We start from the raw sequence: 23,686 nt of genomic DNA on the forward strand, positions 1-23,686 counted from the left end.
TCGCTCTGGAGGCACGCATGATGTTTGACGGAGCGGTAGCCGCCACCGCCACGCAGGCCGATGCGGCACAGAACACCAGTGAGGCGATGCAGGCAGCCAACAGCGCGGCACACGCGACGGATGACTCGCAGACCCATAACAACGATCAAACACAAAATGGGCAAGACGATCACGGCGTTACACCGGATGATGCCACCAGCAATATTGCCGTCGCCGGTGAAGCACCACGCAAAGAAGTAGTGTTTATCGATACCTCGCTCACCGATTATCAAACGCTGGTGAACAATGTGCCGAGCAGTATTGAGGTTGAACTATTTGATGGTAGTAAGGATGGCCTCAGCCAACTGGCACAGTGGGCGCAGGACCACAATGGTTATGACGCGATCCACATTCTGAGCCACGGTGCAGAAGGGGAAATTCAGCTAGGTAGCCTGAAACTGGATAGCGATACCGCTAACACCCGTGCCGCCGATCTCGCCACCTTGGGTGCCGCGCTAACTGACTCAGGCGATCTAATGATTTACGGCTGCGACGTGGCACAGGATTCCGGGCAAAGTTTTGTCACGCTGCTTGCACAGTTGACAGGAGCCGATGTCGCCGCCTCCAGCGATTCCACCGGAGCAAGCGCCCTCGGAGGAGACTGGGATCTGGAAAGCCACAGTGGCTCGATAGAAACCGGTGCGTTACAGATGGACAGCTATCGGCACACACTGGATGTTAGCGGCACCACAGCAGATTTTGTGATTAACGGTGTTTCCTATTCCACTGGCACGGTCGGTTCTGGTGTGGAACTGTTTCTTGATGGCGGGCTCGATGTCGACAGTTCCAACTGGTACGCCGATATCGATCCCACCACTTCCACCATCACCATGACCATGCGTAACGGCATCTACGCCAGCGACGGACTGACCTCGTTTGATTTTACCTTCTCCGGCAGCACGCTACTTGCCATTACCTCGGTCACCAAAGACAATGCGGCCACCACCAGTGCGGCAGATTTCTCTGCCACGGTCAACGGCAACGATAAAACCATCACCTTCCATATCAACACCAATGAAACCGGTGGTGACGGCGTGCTGGTGTGGCACTTTACCTCCACCAATACCGGCGGCAGTACCGATACGGCACCTAGCGTGGTCGCCATCGGAGCCAACCCGACCTACACCGAAAACGGTGCGGCTGTCGGCCTGTTTACTGGTGTCAGCGTCGACACCCATGACACCGGACAGACCTTCGCCAGTGCAGTTTTTACGGTCAGCAACGTGGCAGGCAACACGGAATATCTGACCCTTCACGGCATCAATGTGGCACTGAGCAATGGTAACAGCGTCTCGCTCGGCAGTGGCTATGGCTCCGCCAGCGTTAGCCTGAGCGGCGGGATTGCTACGGTCAGCATCACGGGTGCAACGCTGAGTAACAGCGACATGGGCAGCCTGTTGTCCGGCATGACGTATAGCAATAGCAGCGACAACCCCGGCAATGCCACACGCACAGTGACGCTGACGCAACTGACCGATTCCGGCACCAGTAACAATACCGTTGCGCCGAATATCAGCAGCGCCATCACCGTGGTGCCGGTGAACGATGCACCGACCGATATTACACTCTCTGCCACCACCTTTGCGCAATCGCTCGGCAGCAATGGCACTGTCGCCACCCTGACAACGACCGATGTGGATTCCAGCGTCTTTACCTACAGTCTGGTGAGTGGCAGCGGCAGTACCGATAACGCGCTGTTCACCATTAGCGGCAACACCCTAAAAGCAGTCAACGCCACTGGCATGGCGGCGGGCACCTACTCGGTGCGCCTGCAAGTGTCTGACGGTGCCGCTACCTATGACAAAGTGGTGTCATTGGTGGTGGTGGATGATATCGCCCCCACGTTTGACCAGTCACCCAGCGTCTCCAACGCCACCGTGGGCGGTTTTAACCTAAGCGGCAGCCTCACTGAAACTGGCAATGTGTATTATGTGGTGGTGGCTGACGGTGCCAGTGCTCCAACCGCGACGCAAGTGATCGCCGGGCAAACCGCCACAGGCAGCAGCGCCACTGCCTCCGGCAGCCAGGTGCTGGGTTCTTCGCCATTCAACTTTAGCTTTACCTTGACCGGCCTTGCCGCCAGCACTGCGTATGATGTGTATGTGGTGGCTAGGGACAGTGCAGGTAATAATACGGTCAGTGTAGTTAAGGTTGATGCCACAACGACCAGCGCGGGCACAGCGCCGACACTCAGCGCCACCGGCAACAATCCGGTATTTATCGGCGGTATGGCGGGTTCGATTGATCTGTTCAGCGGCGTCAGCGCCAATACCAACGACAGCAGCCAGACCTTTAGTTCGCTAACGTTGACGGTTTCCAATGCCACCGACAGCGGCGAATTTATCAACGTTGGCGGCAATAACATCAACCTGAGCGCCAACAATTCCGGCACCCTGACCGGTATCGGTAACTATAGCGTGACACGCTCCGGTAATACCGTCACGCTGCAATTGAGCGGCATGAGCGCCAGTAACAGTGAGATGGCCGGGGTAGTAGATGGCTTGCGCTATGGTAATACCAGCGCCAGCGCCACTGCGGCTACGCGTGCTGTCACCCTGAGTGCTGTCAGCGATAGTGGCAGCAGTAACAACAGCACAGCACTCAACCTGACCTCAACGGTGAACGTGCTTGCCAGCAACAGCGCATTGTATGTGACCGCCGGGGATGATACTGGCGACAATGCAACTTTCGGCAGTTCGGTGCAAGAGGATGCCAATGACGGCGGCGGGCTCAGCCTGCGTGAAGCCCTGTATTGGGCGAATAACACAGCGGGTATTGACCGTATTGTGTTCCAAACCGACGTGACGCTGGCCAATTCCCTTCTGTCGCCGACCGACAGCGTGCTGATTGACGGTCAGAGTTTCACCCTGAACGGGGGCGGCTATTCCGGTTTCCAAATCGTTACCGGGTCGATCACCCTGGCCATCCAAAACCTGACACTGACCAATTTTACCACCGATAACAGCACCGACACCGGCGGTGTGCTGGGGCTCAGCTACAGTGCCAGCGATGTCAACTTCCGACTGTACAACGTGGATATTTCGGGCAACCGTGACACCACGTTCGGCAATGGCGTCTTCGACCTGTACAACATTGCGCCCGGCAGCTACAACTTTGATTTCGACCGAGTGAATATTCACGACAACCTGATGGTTGGCAATTTGAATGAAGGGGTGATCAGACTGTTTGTGTCCAGAACCCAGCAAACGGTGTTCTTGTCGATCACCAATTCCGCCATCACCAACAATACCGGTATCAACTCGGCGGGCAGCACCTTCGGTGTCAGCGGGTTGTGGTTAACCGGGAACCAGGGTAACCCCACCGCTACCCACATCAGCCTGATCAACACCACCATTACCGGTCAGAACAACGGCATCGTCTTCGAATTCATCAACAATGCCCTCAGTTGGGTCGCCAGCGTGCGCAATTCCATCATTACCGGCACCAGCCAGGATATTGTAGCCTACACCCCAACGGGACAACCCGCCGGCGGCAGCTACACCTTGTACGGCGGCAACAACATCCTGAGTGGCAGCGTGAATCAGGTGTCGTCAACCGATCCGCGACTGGCCGCCACGGCCAGCAATGCGATTAATCAAGGCAACCGTTTCTATGTTACGGGTGAGACAGATGTGCGCGGCTTGGATAGGGTACGGCAAGGCGCCGTTGATATTGGCGCTTATGAATCGCAGTTTGCTGCGGGTACCGCCCCGCAGGTCGATTTGAATGGCAGCACCACAGGCAATAATTACTCCACGACGGTACCCGCCGCCTCCGCCGCTACGGGTATTTCTGTGACGGATGCCTTAGCAACCCTGAGTCAAACCGACGGGGATGCCCGCCTCTGGACGCTGACGCTCAATTTGGCAGGAACGACAGACGGTAGCAGTGAGTCCTTATCCCTTTCACGGCAGGCATTGCTCGCAGCCCATGCTGCCGGCATCAACGTAACCGGTAATGGTAGCCAGACGCTGACGCTGACAGGCGGTGCGACGCAGGAAGCCTTCCAGATCGCGCTACGTGCCATTGTGTATGCCAACGTAGCCGCTACGCCAACGGCAGGAAATCGGACCGTATCGGTAACGGCCAATGATGATGCCAGTAGCGCCGCAACCTCTACCTTGACATTGACTGCGAGTAACAACGCGTCTCCGGTAGTGTCCGGCACGATTGCCGCGCAGAGCATCGCGCAAGGCGGCAGTCTGAGTGTCACCGTACCCGCAGGCACCTTTACCGATCCCGATGTGGGCGATACGCTGACCCTGAGCGCCACCCTTGCCAACGGTTCTCCGCTGCCAAGTTGGTTGACCTTTAACGCAGCTACCGGCACGTTCTCCGGCACACCGGCCAACGGGGATGTGGGCAACCTGACCATCAAGGTCACCGCCACCGATGGCAGCAACGCCTCGGTCAGCACCACCTTTGGCCTGACCGTTACCAACGTTAACGATGCCCCGGTGGTCTCCGGTACCATCCCGGCGCAGAGCATTGCGCAGGGCGGTAGTCTGAGTGTCACCGTACCCGCAGGCACCTTTACCGATCCCGATGTGGGCGATACGCTGACCCTGAGCGCCACCCTTGCCAACGGTTCTCCGCTGCCAAGTTGGTTGACCTTTAACGCAGCTACCGGCACGTTCTCCGGCACACCGGCCAACGGGGATGTGGGCAACCTGACCATCAAGGTCACCGCCACCGATGGCAGCAACGCCTCGGTCAGCACCACCTTTGGCCTGACCGTTACCAACGTTAACGATGCCCCGGTGGTCTCCGGTACCATCCCGGCGCAGAGCATTGCGCAGGGCGGTAGTCTGAATGTCACCATCCCGGCAGGTACCTTTACCGATCCCGATGGCGATACCCTGACGCTCAGTGCCACGCTGGCGGATGGCACGGCACTACCCAGTTGGCTGTCGTTTAACCCTGCCACCGGTACTTTCTCTGGCACACCTGCCAACGGGGATGTCGGCAACCTGACCATCAAGGTCACCGCCACCGACGGCAGCAACGCCTCGGTCAGCACCACCTTTGGCCTGACCGTCACCAATGTGAATGAAGCCCCGGTGGTCTCCGGCACGATTGCCGCACAGAACATCGCGCAAGGCGGCAGTCTGAATATCACCATCCCAGCAGGCACCTTTACCGATCCGGATGGCGATACGCTGACGCTGAGCGCCACGCTGGCGGACGGCACCGCACTGCCCGCCTGGCTGTCGTTTAACCCGGCTACCGGCACCTTCTCCGGCACACCGGCCAATGGGGATGTGGGCAGCCTGACCATCAAGGTCACCGCCACCGATGGCAGCAGCGCCTCGGTCAGCACCACCTTTAGTTTGACGGTCACCACCGTTAATGAAGCCCCGGTGGTCTCCGGCACGATTGCCGCACAGAGCATCGCGCAAGGCGGTAGTCTGAATGTCACCGTACCCACCGGTACCTTTACCGATCCGGATGGCGATACCCTGACGCTCAGCGCCACGCTGGCGGACGGCACCGCGCTGCCAGCGTGGCTGACCTTTAACCCTGTCACCGGTACTTTCTCTGGCACACCGGGCAATGGGGATGTGGGCAATCTTTCCATCAAGGTCACGGCCAGCGATGGCAATGCTACCGTCAGTACCAGCTTTAGCCTGACCGTTACCACCGCGAACGATGCGCCGGTGGTCTCCGGCACGATTGCCGCACAGAGCATCGCGCAAGGCGGCAGTCTGAATATCACCATCCCAGCAGGCACCTTTACCGATCCGGATGGCGATACGCTGACGCTGAGCGCCACGCTGGCGGACGGCACCGCACTGCCCGCCTGGCTGTCGTTTAACCCGGCTACCGGCACCTTCTCCGGCACACCGGCCAATGGGGATGTGGGCAGCCTGACCATCAAGGTCACCGCCACCGATGGCAGCAGCGCCTCGGTCAGCACCACCTTTGGCCTGACCGTCACTAACATCAATGATGCGCCGATCGTCGCAACCCCAATCCCCGCGCAAAGTGTCGCGCAGGATGGCAGCCTGAACTTCACCGTGTCCGCAGGCACCTTTACCGATCCCGATGGCGATATGCTGACGCTCAGCGCCACGCTGGCGGATGGCACGGCACTGCCCAGTTGGCTGTCGTTTAACCCAGCGACCGGCACCTTCTCCGGTACGCCGGGCAATAGCGATGTCGGCAGCCTGACCATCAAGGTCACCGCCACCGACGGCAGCAGCGCCTCGGTCAGCACCACCTTTGGCCTGACCGTCACCAATGTGAACGATGCCCCAGTGGTCTCCGGCACGATTGCCGCGCAGAGCATTGTGCAAGGTGGCAGTCTGAATGTCACCATCCCGGCAGGCACCTTTACCGATCCGGATGGCGATACGCTAACGCTCAGCGCCACGCTGGCGGACGGCACCATGCTGCCAGCCTGGCTGTCGTTTAACCCGGCCACCGGTACTTTCTCTGGCACACCTGCCAACGGGGATGTCGGCAACCTGACCATCAAGATCACCGCCACCGACGGCAGCAGCGCCTCGGTCAGCACCACCTTTGGCCTGACCGTCACCAATGTGAACGATGCCCCGGTGGTCTCCGGCACGATTGCCGCACAGAGCATCGCGCAAGGCGGTAGTCTGAATGTCACCGTACCCACCGGTACCTTTACCGATCCCGATGGCGATACCCTGACGCTCAATGCCACGCTGGCGGACGGCGCCATGCTGCCAGCCTGGCTGTCGTTTAACCCTGCCACCGGTACTTTCTCTGGCACACCTGCCAACGGGGATGTCGGCAACCTGACCATCAAGGTCACCGCCACCGACGGCAGCAACGCCTCGGTCAGCACCACCTTTGGCCTGACGATCACCAACGTTAACGATGCGCCAGTGGTCGCCACGCCAATCCCGCCGCAAAGCGTGGTTCAGGGCAGTGGCTTCAACTTTACCGTGCCTGACGGCACCTTTAGCGATCCCGATGGTGACACGCTGACGCTGAGCGCCACCCTCGCCAACGGGTCACCGCTGCCAAGCTGGCTTCGTTTCGATCCGACCATCGGCACCTTCTCCGGCACGCCGGGCAACGCGGATGTCGGTACGTTGGTGATCAGGGTTACGGCCACCGACGGCAGTAATACATTCATCAGCACCAGTTTTGGCCTGACGGTAACTAACGTCAACGATGCACCCGTAGTCGCCACGCCAATCCCGTCGCAAAGCGTGGCTCAGGGGGGTGGCTTCAACTTTACCGTGCCTGACGGCACCTTTAGCGATCCCGATGGTGACACGCTGACGCTACGCGCCACCCTAGCCAACGGATCACCGCTGCCGAGCTGGCTGCGCTTCGATCCGGCCATCGGCACCTTCTCCGGCACGCCGGGCAATGCAGATGTCGGTACCTTGGTAATCCGGGTAACGGCCACCGACGGCAGTAATACGTCCATCAGTACCAGCTTTGGCCTGACGATCACCAACGTTAACGATGCCCCCGTGGTTGCCACGCCTATCCCGCCGCAAAACGTGGCTCAGGGGGGTGGCTTCAACTTTACCGTGCCTGACGGCACCTTTACCGATCCGGATGGCGATACCCTGATCCTCAGCGCCACCCTCGCCAACGGGTCGCCGCTGCCAAGCTGGCTGCGCTTCGATCCGACCATCGGCACTTTCTCCGGTACACCGGGCAACGCAGATGTCGGTACGTTGGTGATCAGGGTTACGGCCACCGACGGCAGTAATACCTCCATCAGCACCAGTTTTGGCCTGACGGTAACTAACGTTAACGATGCGCCAGTGGTCGCCACGCCAATCCCGCCGCAAAGCATGGCACAGGGGGGTGGCTTCAACTTTACCGTGCCTGACGGCACCTTTAGCGATCCCGATGGTGACACGCTGACGCTGAGCGCCACCCTCGCCAACGGGTCACCGCTGCCAAGCTGGCTGCGCTTCGATCCTGCTATCGGCACCTTCTCCGGCACACCGGGCAACGCAGATGTCGGTACTTTGGTGATCAGGGTTACGGCCACCGACGGCAGTAATACATCCATCAGCACCAGCTTTGGCTTGACGGTGACGAGCAGTATTGTAAGCAGCGATCCTCAGTTCAAAGCCAACGACGGTATTGGACGGACACCGTCAGCCAGCGATACACGCCAGCTGTTTACGCAGGATGCCACGATAGCACTGCCGGCATTGGATGGTCTGATTGCCAATCCGTCGCTCGGCAGTTTCACCGTGGGTAACGACGGTGCACCGAGGTCAGTGATGTCTGCCATTTTTACTACCGGACGCCAGAACACCGAGGGAGGCACTATCCCAACTAGCCAGGTGGCTAGCACTTTCGGACGTGGAGTCGCCAGCGGCATTGGCATTAACTTCGACAGCACACTAGGTTCCTTCCCCAGCTTCAGCAAAGATCCCGCTTTAGGCGGCACCTCATCGCTGGCTAGCGTGTTCTCGGGAATCTATCTGCCTTCACTGACGCCAATGGAGGTCTTCTCCGGCGGTAGTTGGAAGGATATTCCGCTCGATAGGACGAGTAGTGCGATGAATAGCACGGATAACGGCACGGGACGCTCGGTGGCATTTACACCTTCGCTGCATCAGCAATTACAACAGATAGGTGATTCTAAACTGCAACGCCTCGCGGCCATTGAGCAAGCATTGCAGGAAAGTGGTCAGCAGCAGGGATAGCCCTGCGCGACAGCGCAGCAACTGGCGATACGCAGGACGATCGCAAGAACATCCAGAACCATCACAAAAATAACATGGGTAATGATGATAATGACGAGGAGCGGAATCGTGTTAAAGGGTCGGAAACTATTTAGCCTTAGCGCCATCGTGCTAGCCGCCAGCGGCTGTGCCGTGACCACACAGCCGATCAGCAAGGTCGAAAGCGGGCAACGCAGCCAGCAGGACCGAGTCGCCATGTTCAGCCAGCAGGAGCCCGTCACGGCACCGATCACGCTGTATGATGCCATGGCACGTGCGCTGAAATATAACCTCGAATCACGCTTAAAAGTGATGGAATATGCGCTGAGCCAGCAGCAGGTGGAGCTAGCACGCTACGATATGTTGCCGAAACTGGCGGCATCAGCGGGCTATGTGGGGCGTAATAATATGAGTGCCTCCAGTAGCCGCAGCGTGGAAACAGGACGTACTTCTCTGGAACCTTCCACCTCACAGGATCGCGACCGAGATGTAGCCGATCTGACTATGGTGTGGAACGTGCTCGACTTTGGCGTCAGCTACGTGACCGCCCAGCAAAAATCAGATCAGCGCTGGATTGCCGAAGAGCGTAAACGCAAGGTCGTGCACACCATCCAGCAAGACGTACGCTCCGCCTACTGGCGCGCCGTGGCAGCTGAACGCTTGTTGGGGCAGATTGATGGCCTGATCGTCCGTGTCAACGCTGCGCGCGACGCGAGCGAACACATGTCGTCACAGCAGATTGGCGACCCCATTGAAGTCCTTAGCTATCAACGCGCGCTGATCGACGCCACACGCCAATTGGAAGAACAGCGTCGCGCACTGTCGCTAGCCAAGACTGAGCTGGCGACCTTGATGAACCTGCCATTGGATACGGCCTACAAGCTTGCATTGCCACAAAGCGGTGACGAAACCGTACCGCAGCTGAATGTCGATGTGAAGGTGCTGGAAGAAGCGGCGCTGGTCAGTCGCCCAGAACTGCGCGAGCAGGATTATCAGGTCCGAATTCATGCCGCTGAAACCCGTAAAGCGCTGCTGCGTATGCTGCCCGGCGTGGAAATCAGCGCAGGTGGCCACTATGACAGCAACTCTTTTCTGGTCAACAACAGCTGGGCTGACGTCGGCGTGAAAGCCACCTGGAACCTGTTCAATCTGCTGTCCGGCCCCGCCGCGCGTAAAGCCGCTCAGGCTAACGAGTCCGTGTCGGAAGTGCAACGCCAGGCGATGTCACTGGCAATTATGGCACAGTTATACATCGCCCGAGCCAACTTCAATGAGGCGCAGCGACAATATAAAACCAGTTCAGAATTGCGTAATCTTGACACTAAAATTGTCGAACAGCTGAGAAACCGCTATAAGGCTAACAGCATCGGTGAACTACAGTTGATTCAAGGTGAGCTGAACGCCCTCAACGCCAGTTTACGTCAGGATCTGGCCTATGCAGAACTACGCAATACCTACGGTCAGATATTCTCAACGATCGGACTGGATTTGCTACCGAAAACCCTCCCGTCCAACAGCCTTGCAGATATCAGTCAGGCACTGCGTCAATCTGACATCAACTGGCAACAGGGTAAAATCAGTACCTTGCAATCGTTCTGATACGCACTATTGTCGTGCCTGAAATATCATGTTTTACGCGAGTAGGAGGGGCAGCACCGCTGCCCCTCCTACGGTCAGACGTCCGTCAGGCGCTTGCGATCGACCTTGCCGCTGCCGGTTTTCGGCAGTTTGTCGAGTACCACAATGCGCCCTGGCACCATGTAAGCTGGTAAGAACTGATGCAACTGTTTGCGCAGCGCCAGTTTGGTCATCTCCGAGCCGGGTTTATACTCAACGTAGCCAACCAGCACCGCCTCATCCCCTTCCCTCTGAAGTTTAACAGCCGCATCCTGCACTTGTTCGATCCGTTTCAATTGCGCCTCGATCTCCCCTAATTCGATGCGAAATCCCCGTAATTTTACCTGATCGTCGAAGCGACCAAGATACTGATAACGATCGTCCGCTAGCAGCCGGACTTTATCGCCAGTGCGATACATCCGCTGCCCGGATTCCATCTGCTGAATAAAACGATCCTGCGTCAGATCGTCACGCTGCCAGTATCCACTGCTCAGTGCATCACCGAGAATGCACAGTTCGCCGACCATCCCTTCCTCTAACGGATGGCGATCGTCATCGATCACCAGATGCTGATAGCCTGCCAACGTGTTCCCCAGCGTGACCGTGTGCTGATTCTCCAACGCTGCGCTGTCTATCTGCGCCATCTGCGACCAAATCGTCGCTTCGGTTGGCCCATAGCAATTCCACAGCGTCCTACAACGGCTAACCAGACGCTGTGCCAGCCGCAGATCCAGCGCTTCACCGCCGCACAGCGCCACCAGATCGGGTTTGCCCTGCCAGCCCGCTTTGAACATCATGCGCCAAAACGCGGGTGTGGCCTGCAATACGTTGATTTCCGGCCGAGTCTGCAAATACGCCGCGACCGCCTGCGGATCTTTGTATTCCTCGTGCGTGGTCAGGTGCTGCACGCCACCCACCCACAGCGGCGCAAACACTTCCAGCATGGAGATATCAAACGCCAACGTGGTAATCAGCAGCCAGTTGGCTTTATCCGTTAAAGCCAGCCGCGCTACGCTGGCATGAATAAAGGTTTGCAGCGCCCGCTGACCAATCACAACGCCTTTTGGTTTCCCCGTCGAACCGGAGGTAAACATCATGTAGGCGGCCGTTTCCGGTCCACCAGCGCGCGCCAGCTGTACGCTCGCCGTGGAATCACTGGCGGCATACGGTAAATCGCAAAGGTTCAGTATCGGGCAGTCAAACGCCAGCGAACCGCCGGTATAACCGTCCTGTAAGACCGTAGCTAACGCCGCCTCCTGCTGAATCGCCTGTAGACGCTCTCCCGGAAAATCCGGCTCCAGCGGCACAAACGTCACCTGAGAAAACAGGCAAGCCAGCAGCGCCGCAACCGTATCAGGCTGACGACTCAGGTGCAGCCCCACGCGCTGACCCGCCGTCACCCCCTGTGCAGCCAGTGCCTGTTGAATTAGCGCCACGCGTTGCAGCAGTTCCCGATAGCGAATGTCACGCTCCTGAAAGACGATCGCCACACAATCCTGACGCGCTTCCTGAGTTAAGCGCGCCAGCAGTTCATCGTGCAGCGCGTGCGTCGCCGCTCGGTGCGGTAACGGCGCCACCCGCGGACTGAGGCGGATCTGCGCCAGCCGTTCCCAGTGCGCTGCCAGCAGGCCATCAAGTAGCTGCGTGAGATGGCGGGCAATGCGCTGTAGCTGCCGATTATCGAACTGTCCGTCAGGCGCAGTCAGAATGACCCGATCGTTTTGAACCTGTACGATCAGCGCCACGTTTTGCGCCGCTTTTTGTACTACCACAGGTAACGATGTCATCTCCCCCACGATCAGCAGGCTGCTAAACAGCGCATGCTGGATGTCTGCTGCCAGAAGCTCTGACGCAGACTGCGGATCGCACGACGATCCCACCGCAGCGATCCACTCGCTGACGAGACGATCGCGCTGTTGAAAATGGGCGATCAGCGGCCTTACGTTATCAGGAAGATCGGCCGTGACGAGCGCGGCGCACACCTGCTCTTCACCGCTGTATTTGTACAGCAGCCAGCTCCATGCTGCGCTCACCAGCGACGCGGGATAATGCTTAATCAGCTCACTGCTGTGCCGCTGTTCACCGTGCGCGGCACCTACCCGCTGCCCGAAGGCCGTGGGCTGTTGGATATCCGCTAACGGGTTCCCAACGGCTTTATTGCACCCTGTCATGACAGCGTTTCCTCATTGGCGGTAACCCTCGACTGTGCCAGATACTCGCTCAGCGCCTGCGGTGACGGGTAACGCTGCAAGAGCGCAACATTTATCGGCAGCGCTAACGCACGGCTCAATGCCTGTGCCAGCGCAATACGCTGGAGTGAATCGACACCGCTTTCACACAGCGTCTGCGACCAGAGGCCAGGTTCACTGAGATGCAGCGTCTGCGCCCACACTCGCAGCAGCGACTGGGCTGACGGCGTATCAGGCGAGCCTGCACGGCTATCCGGCGTGACAGCCTGTCTCATCGCTGCATCTGCCACCTTATTATGTCCAACGATCTCGGCTGGCTGCTGCGGTGAGCTATTCACCAGCGCCACCACTTCGTCATGCCAGCGCATCAGCACCCGACGCACCTGCGCACTGTCCAGCACATCGGCATCAAACTCGAAGCGCAGCAGCATGCAGCCCGCCTGCTCACGCACCACCAGATTCAGCGGCATTTCGACCTTTTCATAGGCCGCGGAGAATTCGGGAGATAGCCGATGCGGATCGTCAGCACGTTGGCCTTGCTCCGCTTTCGCGCCGGGCTGGTTTTCATAAGCAGGATAGTTTTCATAAATAAACAGGCTGTTGAACAGACGCGGGCGTCCAGCCGTCAGCGCAATCAGCGACTGCGTGGCATGCTGATTCATCGCCATCAGCTCATTCTGCAACTGCACCAGATGCTGTTGCAGCGATATCGGCTGCTGCCAGCTCAACACCAGCGGCAGGCTGTTGATGTACAGACCCACGCTGCTCGCCACATCTTCTACCGGACTTTCCCTGCCCGACAGCACGTTGCCGACAATACTGACCGCATCGCCAGTCGAGCGCGCCAGCAGCCGGTGCCAGGCATATTGCGCGATAATGCTGTGCGTGACCCCCACCTCGCGGGCAAAGGCAATGAGTGCAGCCTGATCCTGCTCGTTCAGGCTCACACCGGTAACCTGCGGTTCAACCTGCATCAGATGCTGGCTGAGATCGGCACGTTTCCCTGCCGCCGCAAACAGCATCGCCACATCATTCGTCTGCGCCAGCAGCGGCTGACGCTGCTGCCAGAAGGCATCGACGGCAGGCTGCTGCGCCACGGCGTGCAGCGCATGATCCACATAAGCACGATCCGACTGAATCGCGGATGTTTCGCCGTGCATAAATGTTTCACCGCGCATCAGCAGCAGATAGTCGCGGTGTACCGCGCCCAGTAGCTGTGGCCCGCTCCAGCCATCAATCACGCTATGGTGACAGCTCAGGAGCACTCGATAGTCACGCTCACCCAAACGGAAACAGGCGATGCGCAACAACGGCGGCTGCGACAAGTCAAATCCTGAACGTAAATCCTGCTGGCGATAGCGCTCGATGACAACGTGCGGATCGGCGTCCTGCGCCACATCCTGATAGTAGAAAGGCAGGTCTGCCTGCTTCACAATCACCTGCACGCTGGCACATTCGCTTTCCAACGCGGCACGCAGCGCCGGGAAACGCTGAATCTGACGCTGCCATGCCTGACGATAGCCTTCCATATCCAGCGCCTGCGCATAGCGAATCGGCGTTTGCAGATGATAAGCATCATCCTGCGGACAGCGCAGGCGGTGATACAACATCGACTGCTGAAGCGATGACAGCGGCAACAAGGTGTCGATGTCATAACGCTGCGACAGGTTATCGAGTTGCGTCTGGCTCAGCGCAACCGCTGGGAAATCGCTGGGGGTAAAGGCCGTGCCGTGGTGCAACTGTGCCAGACAGGCTGCCGTTAGCGCCCGCAGATTCTCCGTCAGCCGCAGCATCAGGCGTTCGCTGTCGCGCTGATTGAGGCAGCCGACCTGACGCAGCGTTAACTGCCCGCCGGCAATACCGCCGTGGAGACTGATCACCTCCGCTGGTTTATTCTCCGGCGCTACGCAGCAGCCCGGTGCGACGTCCACCGGACGCCATGTGCCAGCAGCCTGAACCGACAGCCCGAGATAGTTGAACACAATCGGCGACAGCGTTAGCACACTGCCCTGCGGATGATGGTAGCGTAACGGGTTAAACCCAACGCCTTTATCCGGCACCTGACGCAGCTGTTCCTTGCTGGATTTAATCAGGGAAGCCCAGTCAGGTTTATCTTGCAGACACACCGGATAGGTGCTGGTAAACCACCCCACCGTGCGGCTGACATCCAGCGTCGGATCAATCGCTTCGCGGCCGTGCCCTTCCAGCATGATGCGCGCGTTGTCGCCCCAGCCGAGATCGTTTAACGTGCGGGTCAGTGCCGCCAGCAGTAAATCACTGACTTCGGTGTTAAAGGCACGATTGGCCTCGCTTACCAGTTGGCCTGTAGTTTCGGCATCCAGAGTCAGAATCGCGGCGCTGGCCTGGCCCTGCGGATCTTTCGCCGCCAGCAGCGCTGCCTGATCCACGCCGTCTTCCTGCGCCTGCCAGTACGTCAACTGATCCGCATGCTGTGTGGCGTAGTTATGCAGCGCCGTGCCCCACTGGCGATAGCTCGACGTTTTCGGCGCCAGCGCTTCACCAAGGTACAGCCGTTCCAGATCGTCAACCAGAATGCGCCAAGACACGGCATCAATCACCAGATGGTGGAAAGCGAGGAACACCGCCGTGTCCGCCTGCGGATGGTGCCGCACCAGCGCACACCCCATCGTTCTTCCCTGCGCGGGATCGAATTCACTCTGCAACGCGGTAAACGCCTGTTGCAGGCCGCCATCGCCAAGCTGGCGATAATCCAGCGTCGACACAACCGGGCAAGGCACCTCCGTCAGATAACGTTGCCCGTCGGTATCACAGGCCAGACGCAGCGCGTCATGCTGCGCCATCAGCGCCTGCAACAGCGTGGTCAGTCGTTCGGTATCCACGTCTGGCAGTTGGATCATCGCCGCCTGATTCCAGTGCTCTGGACGTGCCAGCGGCTGTTCCATAAACCAGCGCTGAATCGGCAGCAGCGCGAATTCGCCTTCCAGCGTGCCCTGCTCTGCCACGATACCAACATCACGGTTATTCTGCGCCAGCACGCGGCACAGACGCCGCACGCTCTTCGCTTCAAAAACGTCCTTCACCGTGCAGACATAGCCCACACTGCGCAGGCGGGTGGTCAGTTGGATACTGAGGATGGAATCTCCGCCTAAGCGGAAGAAATCATCCTCAACGCCCAGCGGTGTATTCAGCACGCTGCGCCAAATCGCCAGCACGTCCGCTTCCAGCGGATTATCGGCTTCGCCGTCGCCCTCGCTGGTTTCCAGCACCGGCGGCAGCTGTTTCGTATCGAGCTTGCCGTTCGGCGTCAGCGGCATGTCTTCTAGCAGAATCAGTCGGAACGGCACCATGTATTCGGGAAGATGCTTTGCGACATCAATCAGCACGGCGGCGGGTTCCGGCGTGCTGCTACCGGCTTTCACCGTGCCATAGGCGACCAGCGCCGGGCGGTTCCCCACCTGTGCCACGATGACTTTAACCTGCTTCAGCGACGGGCATACTGTCGCCAGCTGTGCCTCGATTTCACCCGGTTCAATGCGGTAACCGCGCAGCTTGATCTGCTCATCAATACGGCCACAGTATTCATAGTCGCCGTTGTTCAGCAGTCTGGCCTTGTCACCCGTGCGATAAATGCGCAGCGTCGCCGTGCCGTGTTCAGCATTATTCACGTCATTCAGCGTGATGTGTTCGAAGCGGCTGGCCGTCATTTGTGGCTGGTTGAGGTAGCCACGCGCCAGCCCAAGCCCCGCAAGACACAGCTCTCCCGGTACGCCCGCCGGACACAGTTGCCCGGCCGCATCCAGAATCAGCGCCTGAATATGGGTGATGGATTTGCCGATAGTGACAGGCTGGCCTTTGCGCAGACGGGTACTCAACGCCGTGACGGTACACTCCGTCGGCCCGTACATGTTGTACAGCGCCACCTTATCGGCCCAGTTTTCCACCACCGCATTCGGGCAGGCTTCTCCGCCCATGCCAATCGCCTGAATGCCATTAACCTGCTGTGGATCGAGAATCGACATCAGCGCCGTTGGCAGGATCAGATGCGTCGCGCCCGCCTGTTCGGCCTGCACAATCGCCCGATCGTTGGGTTCGCCAAACGCCAGCGTGCCACCGCTGCTCAGCGGCAGCAGCGTCGTCATGTTACCGGCGTCAAACGAGAGCGACATGCAGTTGAACATGGTGCTTTGCGGTGTGAAACCGATACGATCGCGGTGATCGTCCAGCAGATTGATCAGCGAACCGTGTTCGATCATGACGCCCTTCGGCAAACCGGTCGATCCCGAGGTGTAGATCACCTGTGCCAGTTGCTGTGCATGACGCGGAATGGCTGGCGGTTCATCGCCCGGTAGATCGTGCCACTGCGCGACAACCGTAGGATCGGTCAGATCGATGCACTGTTCGGCAGACCACTGCGCCAGTTGCTGCCCATCGCCGCCGAGAATGACGGCAAGATTGGCATCGGTAATGATGTGGCGCAGCCGCTCCGGTGGATAGTCGGGATCCAACGGCACATAGGCAGCCCCCGCTTTCCAGACAGCCAGCAGCGCAATGACAAAATAGCGATCGCGTTTCGCCAGCACGCCAACCAGCGACTGTTCACCCAGACCCTGGCGGTGCAACCAGTGTGCCAGCTGATTCGCCTGCCTGTTTAGCTCGCCATACGTCAGTGTGTCGGAGAGATGTTCACCGTCAAAAGTAATTGCCAATTGCTGTGGATCGCGCTGAGCTACCGCTTCAATCACGTCGGTTACCGTCAGCTGTGGCTGCGGATAGCTACGCGGCAACTGCTGCGTTTCCGCCAGCACGGCAGCAAACCGATCCGCTTCCATCAGCGGCAGGTGCCAGACATCGGTTTCCGGTGCCTCAACCACAGCTTCAATCAGTCGCATAAAGCGGTCGGCGTAATACTGGATCGTCTCGCGCTCAAACAGCGCGGTGGCAAACAGCCAGTCCAGCCGCACTTCACCCATCAGTTCCGTCACCTTGACCGAAATATCCGTCTTGGCAGGCAGCACGGGCGAGGTTTCTTCCGCCGCATCACAACCGGGGATCAGATCGTTGAAATCTACTTTGGCCTGATAAACCAGCATCACCTGAAAGATCGGGTTGATCGCAGTGGTGCGATCGGAGCCGATCGCCTCGCTTAATGCTTCAAAACGGTAGAGTTGATGATCGAAAGCCGACAGATCCTGCTCGCGGCAGTATTGCAGGTAATCGACGAAACTCTGGCTGTCCTGCAACTGGGTACGCAGCACAATAGTGTTAACGAAAAAGCCGACGACATCTTCGATATCCGGCCGCTCGCGGTAGGCCAGCGGCGAACCAATCACGATATCTTTCTCGCCGCTGATCCGCGCCAGCATCAAGGAAAACACCGCATGCAAGCCAATGAAATTAGATGTGTTATAGCGCTGGCACAGGCGTTTGAATTTATCCCACAGATCGTTGTTGATCGCGGAGAAGATCACTTCCCCACCGCTGTTCTGATGCGCCGGACGCGGTTTATCCAGCGGCAGGCTGTGCACTTCGGGGATCCCTGTCAGACGCTCAACCCAGAACGGTTTGAATTCATTGTGGTAATCCAGAAACGAGGCGGAATTAAACCAGTGTGCGTAATCGATATAGTTAAGTTGGGTCGGTTCGACGGGATGAGGCTGGCGATTTTGACAAGCAAGAAAAGCCGGTTTGAAGTCCGCGAACATATTCTTCACCGACCAGCCATCGGAAATAATATGGTGCTGGGTGATCATCAGAACATGCACCCATTCGCTCATCTTCACCAGCCGCACGCGGGTGAGATCCCCCGCCGTGAGATCGAACGGCCGGCTGATTTCCGCTTTCACCTGCTGCTGCAAACACCCTTCCCGTTCGGCTTCCGGCAACAGTGAGAAGTCATCATGCTGTATCACAAACGGTTGATAGGCATCGATACGCTGCTCACCTTTGCCTTGTTCATTGACCACAAAACGGGTGCGCAAGCTGGCATGACGCTGCGCCAGCGCGTCAAAGGCAAACTCCAGCGCAGCCACATCCAGCGTGCCGGTCAGACGAAAGTAGACCGGCATATTGTAGAGGTGTGATTGCTCTTCGTACTGCTCGATAAACCACAGTCCGCTTTGCGATGATGACAGCGGGCCAGACGTCGCATTCTGCGGCGTGATGGGGCGCTCAAACGCCTGCTGCGCCGTCAGGCAGCGCACAATAGCATCTTTGTTTTCCTTAATCGTGCGCCCAATGTCTGCCGTGATCGCGTCTTTGTTGGACTGCGAAATCAGCTGCCCCTGTGCATTCAACGCCAGACGAACGCCCTGCCGTTCCAACTGTTTTAACAGCGTTACGATATCTTTCATGACTTATCACTCTCTTCGCAAATCAAGCCGTCAGCGTTGCCCCGCCATCCACCACCACGTCCTGCATGGTGATGTGGCTGGCCAGATCGGAAGCCAGAAAAACCACGGTATTGGCGATCTCTTCCGGCTGAGCGATCTTGCCCAGAGGAATTCCCAGTTTGTACTGGTCAGGAAAGCCCGCGATAGTGTGCTGCTCGGCATCCGCGCTGTGCCACATGCCGCGCTGCATCGGCGTATCCGTTGAGCCTGGCGACACCAGATTGCAGCGCACGCCGTAAGGCGCTAACTCCAGACCCGCACAGTGAGACAGGCTAGTGAGCGCCGCTTTCGAGGCACAGTACGCCGCCATTTGCATGCGGGGAACATGAGCGGCATTGGAGCCGACGCAGACAATCGCGCCGCGACGCTGCTGCTTGAAATGCGGTACCAGTGCGTTCAGCAGGTAAAACGCGCCAGAAGCGTTAACGTTAATGCACTGGTGCCAGTCGTCCACACTCAGCGCATCGATGTCGCCCAGACGCAGAATCCCGGCCGCGTTGACCAGAACGTCGAGCCCGGTTTCCGCCAACTGCTGGCGACACACCGTCGCCACGCTGTCCGGCTCGCTGATATCCAGCGTCACGCAAGTAAACGGACATTCCTGATCCGGTGTGTCCTGATGCTGGAATGCGCGATCGAAACCGATCACGTTCGCGCCCAGTGCGACAAACTGGCGGGCAATGCTTTCGCCAATGCCGCTCGCCGCTCCGGTTACCCAAATGGTCTTGCCGCTGAAATCAAACTGAAGAGGTTGTGCCTTGTTCATCATTTTCCCTACCACACCATTTCCACGCTGTTTTCGTCCTGTGACAGCCTGTCGTCCAGATAACGGCAGAAATCGCTGAGCTGGGGATGATCGAACACATCAGACACCTTGATGCTGACGGAAAATTCGGCAGCCAGACGATTAACGATCTGGATGGTCTGCAATGACTGCCCGCCCAGTTCGAAGAAGTTATCCCGCGATTGAATCCCCGACACGCCGAGGATCTGCTGCCAGATGGCGCTGACCCGATTCTCGGTTTCGCTGGCTAACGCCTGCGTCGGTGCCTCATCGTGATATTCCGCCAGCAGACGCTTGCGATCGACCTTGTTGGAACCGGTTTTCGGCAACTGGCGGAAGGCACGGTAATCGGTGGGGATCATCGCAGGCGGCAGCACGTTGCTCAGACGCTGCTTCAGCGCGCGTGCATCCATTTCGCCCGCTTTCGTCGCAACAAACGCCACCAGACGCCGCACCCCGTTGGGATAAACCATGCCCTGCACGCAGGCTTCATCGATATCAGGTTGTGCCAGCAGATGCGCCTCGACTTCCCCTGGCTGAATCCGATAGCCACTGATTTTAAATTCGTTATCCATCCGTCCGAGGTACAGCAGCCGCCCTTTTTCCAGCCGAACTCTGTCGCCGGTACGGTAAGCCGGAAGATCCTGATCACCCACCGCTATTTGCGTAAACGCCGTGTGTTCTGTACCGATGTAACCCGCTGCCAGCGTTGGCCCCAGCAGCACCAGTTCTCCTTCTGTCGCGGGGCGATCGCCCGCTGCCAAAATCAGCGCGTTGACGCCCGCCAACGGCAGACCGATAGGAAGCTGCGCCACATCGGCAGACTGCGTTTGCAGATCGCAACTGGTCGCCACCACCGTGGTTTCCGTTGGGCCATACGTGTTGATTAAGCGCAATGTGTTCGGCGCATGGCGTTGCCACTGCACCAGCTGTTCGGGGTACACCGCTTCACCGCCGATGATGATGGCGCGCAGTGCGGAAGGCATGGTCAGCGTGCCGGTTTTCAGCCCCACCACCCATTCATTCCAGAATGCCGTTGGCAGATCGAGCAGCGTAATCGCCTGTTCTTCAACCTGTTCGACAAAGGTCGGTATCGATTCCAGCATCTCATCGGTACGCAGCACCAGCGTCGCACCGCTGGTCAGCGTGGCAAAAATTTCTTCAATGCTGGCATCAAAATTAAACGGAGCAAATTGCAGCACGCGATCCGCCGCACGCAGGCCATAGCGCTGACGTGCCGCCGCCGTGAAGTGATCCAACGCGCTGGTGCCGATCTCCACGCCTTTCGGCAATCCGGTCGATCCCGATGTGAACATGACATAGGCAATCTGCCCGTCTCTCGCTTCCACAGGCGGCAGTGCGGCGGCCTGTGCGTGGGATGACAGAAGATGCCCCGCCAGCACGATCTCGCCGGAAAAGACCGACGCCAGCCGATGTTGATAATCCGCCTGCGTGACGATCGTATGCAGATCGGCAATCTGGATGATGTGCTGCTGACGTTCACGCGGCTGTTCAGGATCGAGCGGCACATACACCGCACCGCACTGCATCACGGCCAGCAGGCAAATGATGGTTTCAGGGCTACGGTTCAGCATGATGCCGATGCGTTCGCCGGGCTGAACGCCGCGTTCATGCAGCCCCGCGGCGACCTGACCGCTCAGATCCAGCAACTGCTGGTAGCTGTACTGTCGATCGCGCTGCGTCAGCGCCGGATGGTTCGGGTTTTTACGCGCCTGTTTGGCGATCGCCGTCAGAACCGGTTCGGCAAACGGCTCAGGCTCACGGCTGGTGATTAGCGCCAGTTCGCGTTCTTCTCGCAGCCAGCACTCTAGCAGTTCGCCACTGGTTTGCTGCGGCCGCGCCAACCAGCGTTGAAGCAGCGTGAACAGGGTTTCTTGCAGGCTGGCAAGTGCTTCTGCGCTGTAACAGGCTGGGTTAGCATCAAAATCCAGCACCGGGGTGCCATCCGATTTAAAATGGATCTCGATCGTCAGATCTTCTACTGGCCCGGCACTGATATTCAGCGTGCAGGACGACAGCGATCCGTAATTGAGCGGATGATCGAACGGCATGATATTGATCAGCGGACCGAAGAGGCGCTGTTCGCCGCCGACGCGGTTCAGATCGCGCCGTAAATGCTCATAGCGATAATGTTGATGACGACGCAGCGTGCGCTTGGTACGGGCAACCTGCTGCGCCAGTGTGACAAAGTCCGCCTGCTCATCCACCTGAATGCACAGCGGCACGATATTCATCTGCATGCTCGGCACCATCAGCGAGGCGGAATCGATACGGTTCATCACCATCAAGCCAAACGTCAGCCTGTCGCTACCGGACACCAGCTTAAGATGCGTCGCCAGCATCGCCAGAAACAGATCCGGCCAACTGATTTTGTTGCCTTCACACAGTGCTGTCAGCGGCTGCCAGAGATCCGCCGGCAACACACTGCTCTGGCGCAAAAAACGCGCCGCGATCGGGGCTCTCCTCTCGCTGAAACTGGCCGGTTCCGGCATCGCATTCAGCGTTTCCAGCCAGAAATCACGCGCCTGCGCCGTCTGCCCGCTGGCATCACGCTGCTGCTCTTCTTCCAATACCTCGCTGAACGGGTCGAATTCCGCCACCGCCACAGGTTGCCCCGCCGTCAGTGCAGTGTAAATCTGGGCGATGCGTTGAAACAGCATCGTGGTGCCAAAACCATCCAACGCAATGTGGTGAACGCAACTGTAGAGAAAATCGCGCTTTTCACCGCACAGCAGCGCAAAGCGGCAGGGCAATCCGTTCAGCAAATCCAGCGGCCGAGAGATTTCGTCACGCGCCCACCGGCGTATCGTCTGCTCTTCATCCGTCATCGGCGCAGGCAACAGTTCAACAATCGGCAACACACCGATCGGCACCGGCAATTGTGAAGCCACAAAACCGATTTCCGGCTGGGCGGCCTGTTCACCCGCAATTTCAACAAACTGGCAGTACAGGCACTCACACTCCATGACTGCCTGACGGATCGCGCTTAACATGGCTTCAATATCGATTTTGCCATCAAACGCGATGCACTCCGCCGTATTGAACGTCGCTTTATCATCATTCAGGGCATGACCTAACCACAGTCCGCGCTGCGCAACGCTCAAGGGCTTCATGATGCAGTTCCCTGCTGTTTTTCAATCAACGCCCACCAGGCATTCAGGCTAGGGTTACGCGCCAGATCGACAAAGCTCAGCGTGACACCCTGATTGCGCCATTCGGTCAGCAGCGCCATCATGCGCACCGAATCCAGACCGTAGTCGATCAGGTTTTCATCTTCATCGAACTGATCTTCATCTTCGTCGATCAACGTCAGCAGATGTGCTCTCAATCCTTGTTTCGTCAGTGCCTGTGCCATTTTCGCTCCTGTGAGTTCTGCCGTGCTAACCACCTGTCCGGCGCGCGTCGCCACATATTTCAGCGCCATCTGGTGTTCCTGAAGTGAGAAATCCGCGACCGCATCGCCGACCATGAAGGGCTTGATGTCGCGCATGAAAGCATCTGTCGCGGTAATCATGCAGCCGATATGCGCGTAAACGCCGCAGATAATCAGTTGATCTTTACCCATCTCCTTCATCATGGATTCCAGCGGCGAACGATGGAAGGCGCTATAGCGCCATTTCACCAGCACGGTGTCGTGCTCATCCGGTGCCAGTGCGCTCACAACACGCTGCTTTTCGGGGTGATTATTCAGCCCCGCGCCCCACATGTCGTTCAGCAGCGCACGGTCGGCTGCGCTTTGTGCGTTCGGCTGCGCGGTATACACCACCGGAATCCCCTGCGATTTGCAGTAGGCTCGTAACGCCGCAATGTTCTCAATCAGTTGCTGCGCCAACGGGCTGTCCGCGCCATAGAAATTCACGAAATAGTCCTGCATGTCGTGAATCAGCAGTACCGCACGCGCAGGTTCAAACGCCCAGGAAACCTTGTTGTCCGGGAAATCCTGTGCGCGCGGCAGGGGATACGAAGCAATAGAAGGGATTGCCATCACAA

7 protein-coding genes are annotated in these 23,686 nt (G+C 58.4%); 2 read left to right on the forward strand and 5 right to left on the reverse strand.

Annotated elements, in window-relative coordinates; all coding sequences use genetic code 11:
- Nucleotides 1–17: 17 nt before the first annotated feature.
- Nucleotides 18–8,696, forward strand: a complete 8,679-nt coding sequence (locus AACH44_RS17710; protein WP_338659361.1) for a putative Ig domain-containing protein — start codon at nt 18–20, stop codon at nt 8,694–8,696.
- 108 nt (nt 8,697–8,804) lie between these two features.
- Nucleotides 8,805–10,313, forward strand: a complete 1,509-nt coding sequence (locus AACH44_RS17715; protein ID WP_261849295.1) for a TolC family protein — start codon at nt 8,805–8,807, stop codon at nt 10,311–10,313.
- 74 nt (nt 10,314–10,387) lie between these two features.
- Here the strand turns inward: AACH44_RS17715 and AACH44_RS17720 are convergent, their stop codons facing one another.
- Genes AACH44_RS17720 through AACH44_RS17740 form a run of 5 tightly spaced genes read right to left on the reverse strand, consistent with a single transcriptional unit; the run spans nt 10,388 to nt 23,681 of the window.
- Nucleotides 10,388–12,502 (reverse strand): amino acid adenylation domain-containing protein, encoded by a 2,115-nt coding sequence (locus tag AACH44_RS17720; RefSeq protein ID WP_261849294.1) that lies wholly within the window; start codon nt 12,500–12,502, stop codon nt 10,388–10,390.
- On the reverse strand, nt 12,499–18,852 hold the full coding sequence (locus tag AACH44_RS17725) for an amino acid adenylation domain-containing protein (RefSeq protein ID WP_338659362.1): 6,354 nt from the start codon (nt 18,850–18,852) through the stop codon (nt 12,499–12,501). The genes AACH44_RS17720 and AACH44_RS17725 overlap by 4 nt, the downstream gene beginning before the upstream one ends.
- 22 nt (nt 18,853–18,874) lie before the next feature.
- Nucleotides 18,875–19,660 (reverse strand): 2,3-dihydro-2,3-dihydroxybenzoate dehydrogenase, encoded by a 786-nt coding sequence (dhbA, locus tag AACH44_RS17730; RefSeq protein ID WP_338659363.1) that lies wholly within the window; start codon nt 19,658–19,660, stop codon nt 18,875–18,877.
- A gap of 5 nt (nt 19,661–19,665) precedes the next feature.
- Nucleotides 19,666–22,809, reverse strand: a complete 3,144-nt coding sequence (locus tag AACH44_RS17735) for an amino acid adenylation domain-containing protein (RefSeq protein ID WP_261849291.1) — start codon at nt 22,807–22,809, stop codon at nt 19,666–19,668.
- Nucleotides 22,806–23,681, reverse strand: coding sequence for an isochorismatase (locus AACH44_RS17740; RefSeq protein WP_261849290.1), 876 nt, complete (start codon nt 23,679–23,681; stop codon nt 22,806–22,808). Before AACH44_RS17740 ends, AACH44_RS17735 begins: the two co-directional genes overlap by 4 nt.
- Nucleotides 23,682–23,686: the final 5 nt, after the last annotated feature.

This window comes from Pectobacterium araliae (assembly GCF_037076465.1).
GTDB lineage: Bacteria > Pseudomonadota > Gammaproteobacteria > Enterobacterales > Enterobacteriaceae > Pectobacterium > Pectobacterium araliae.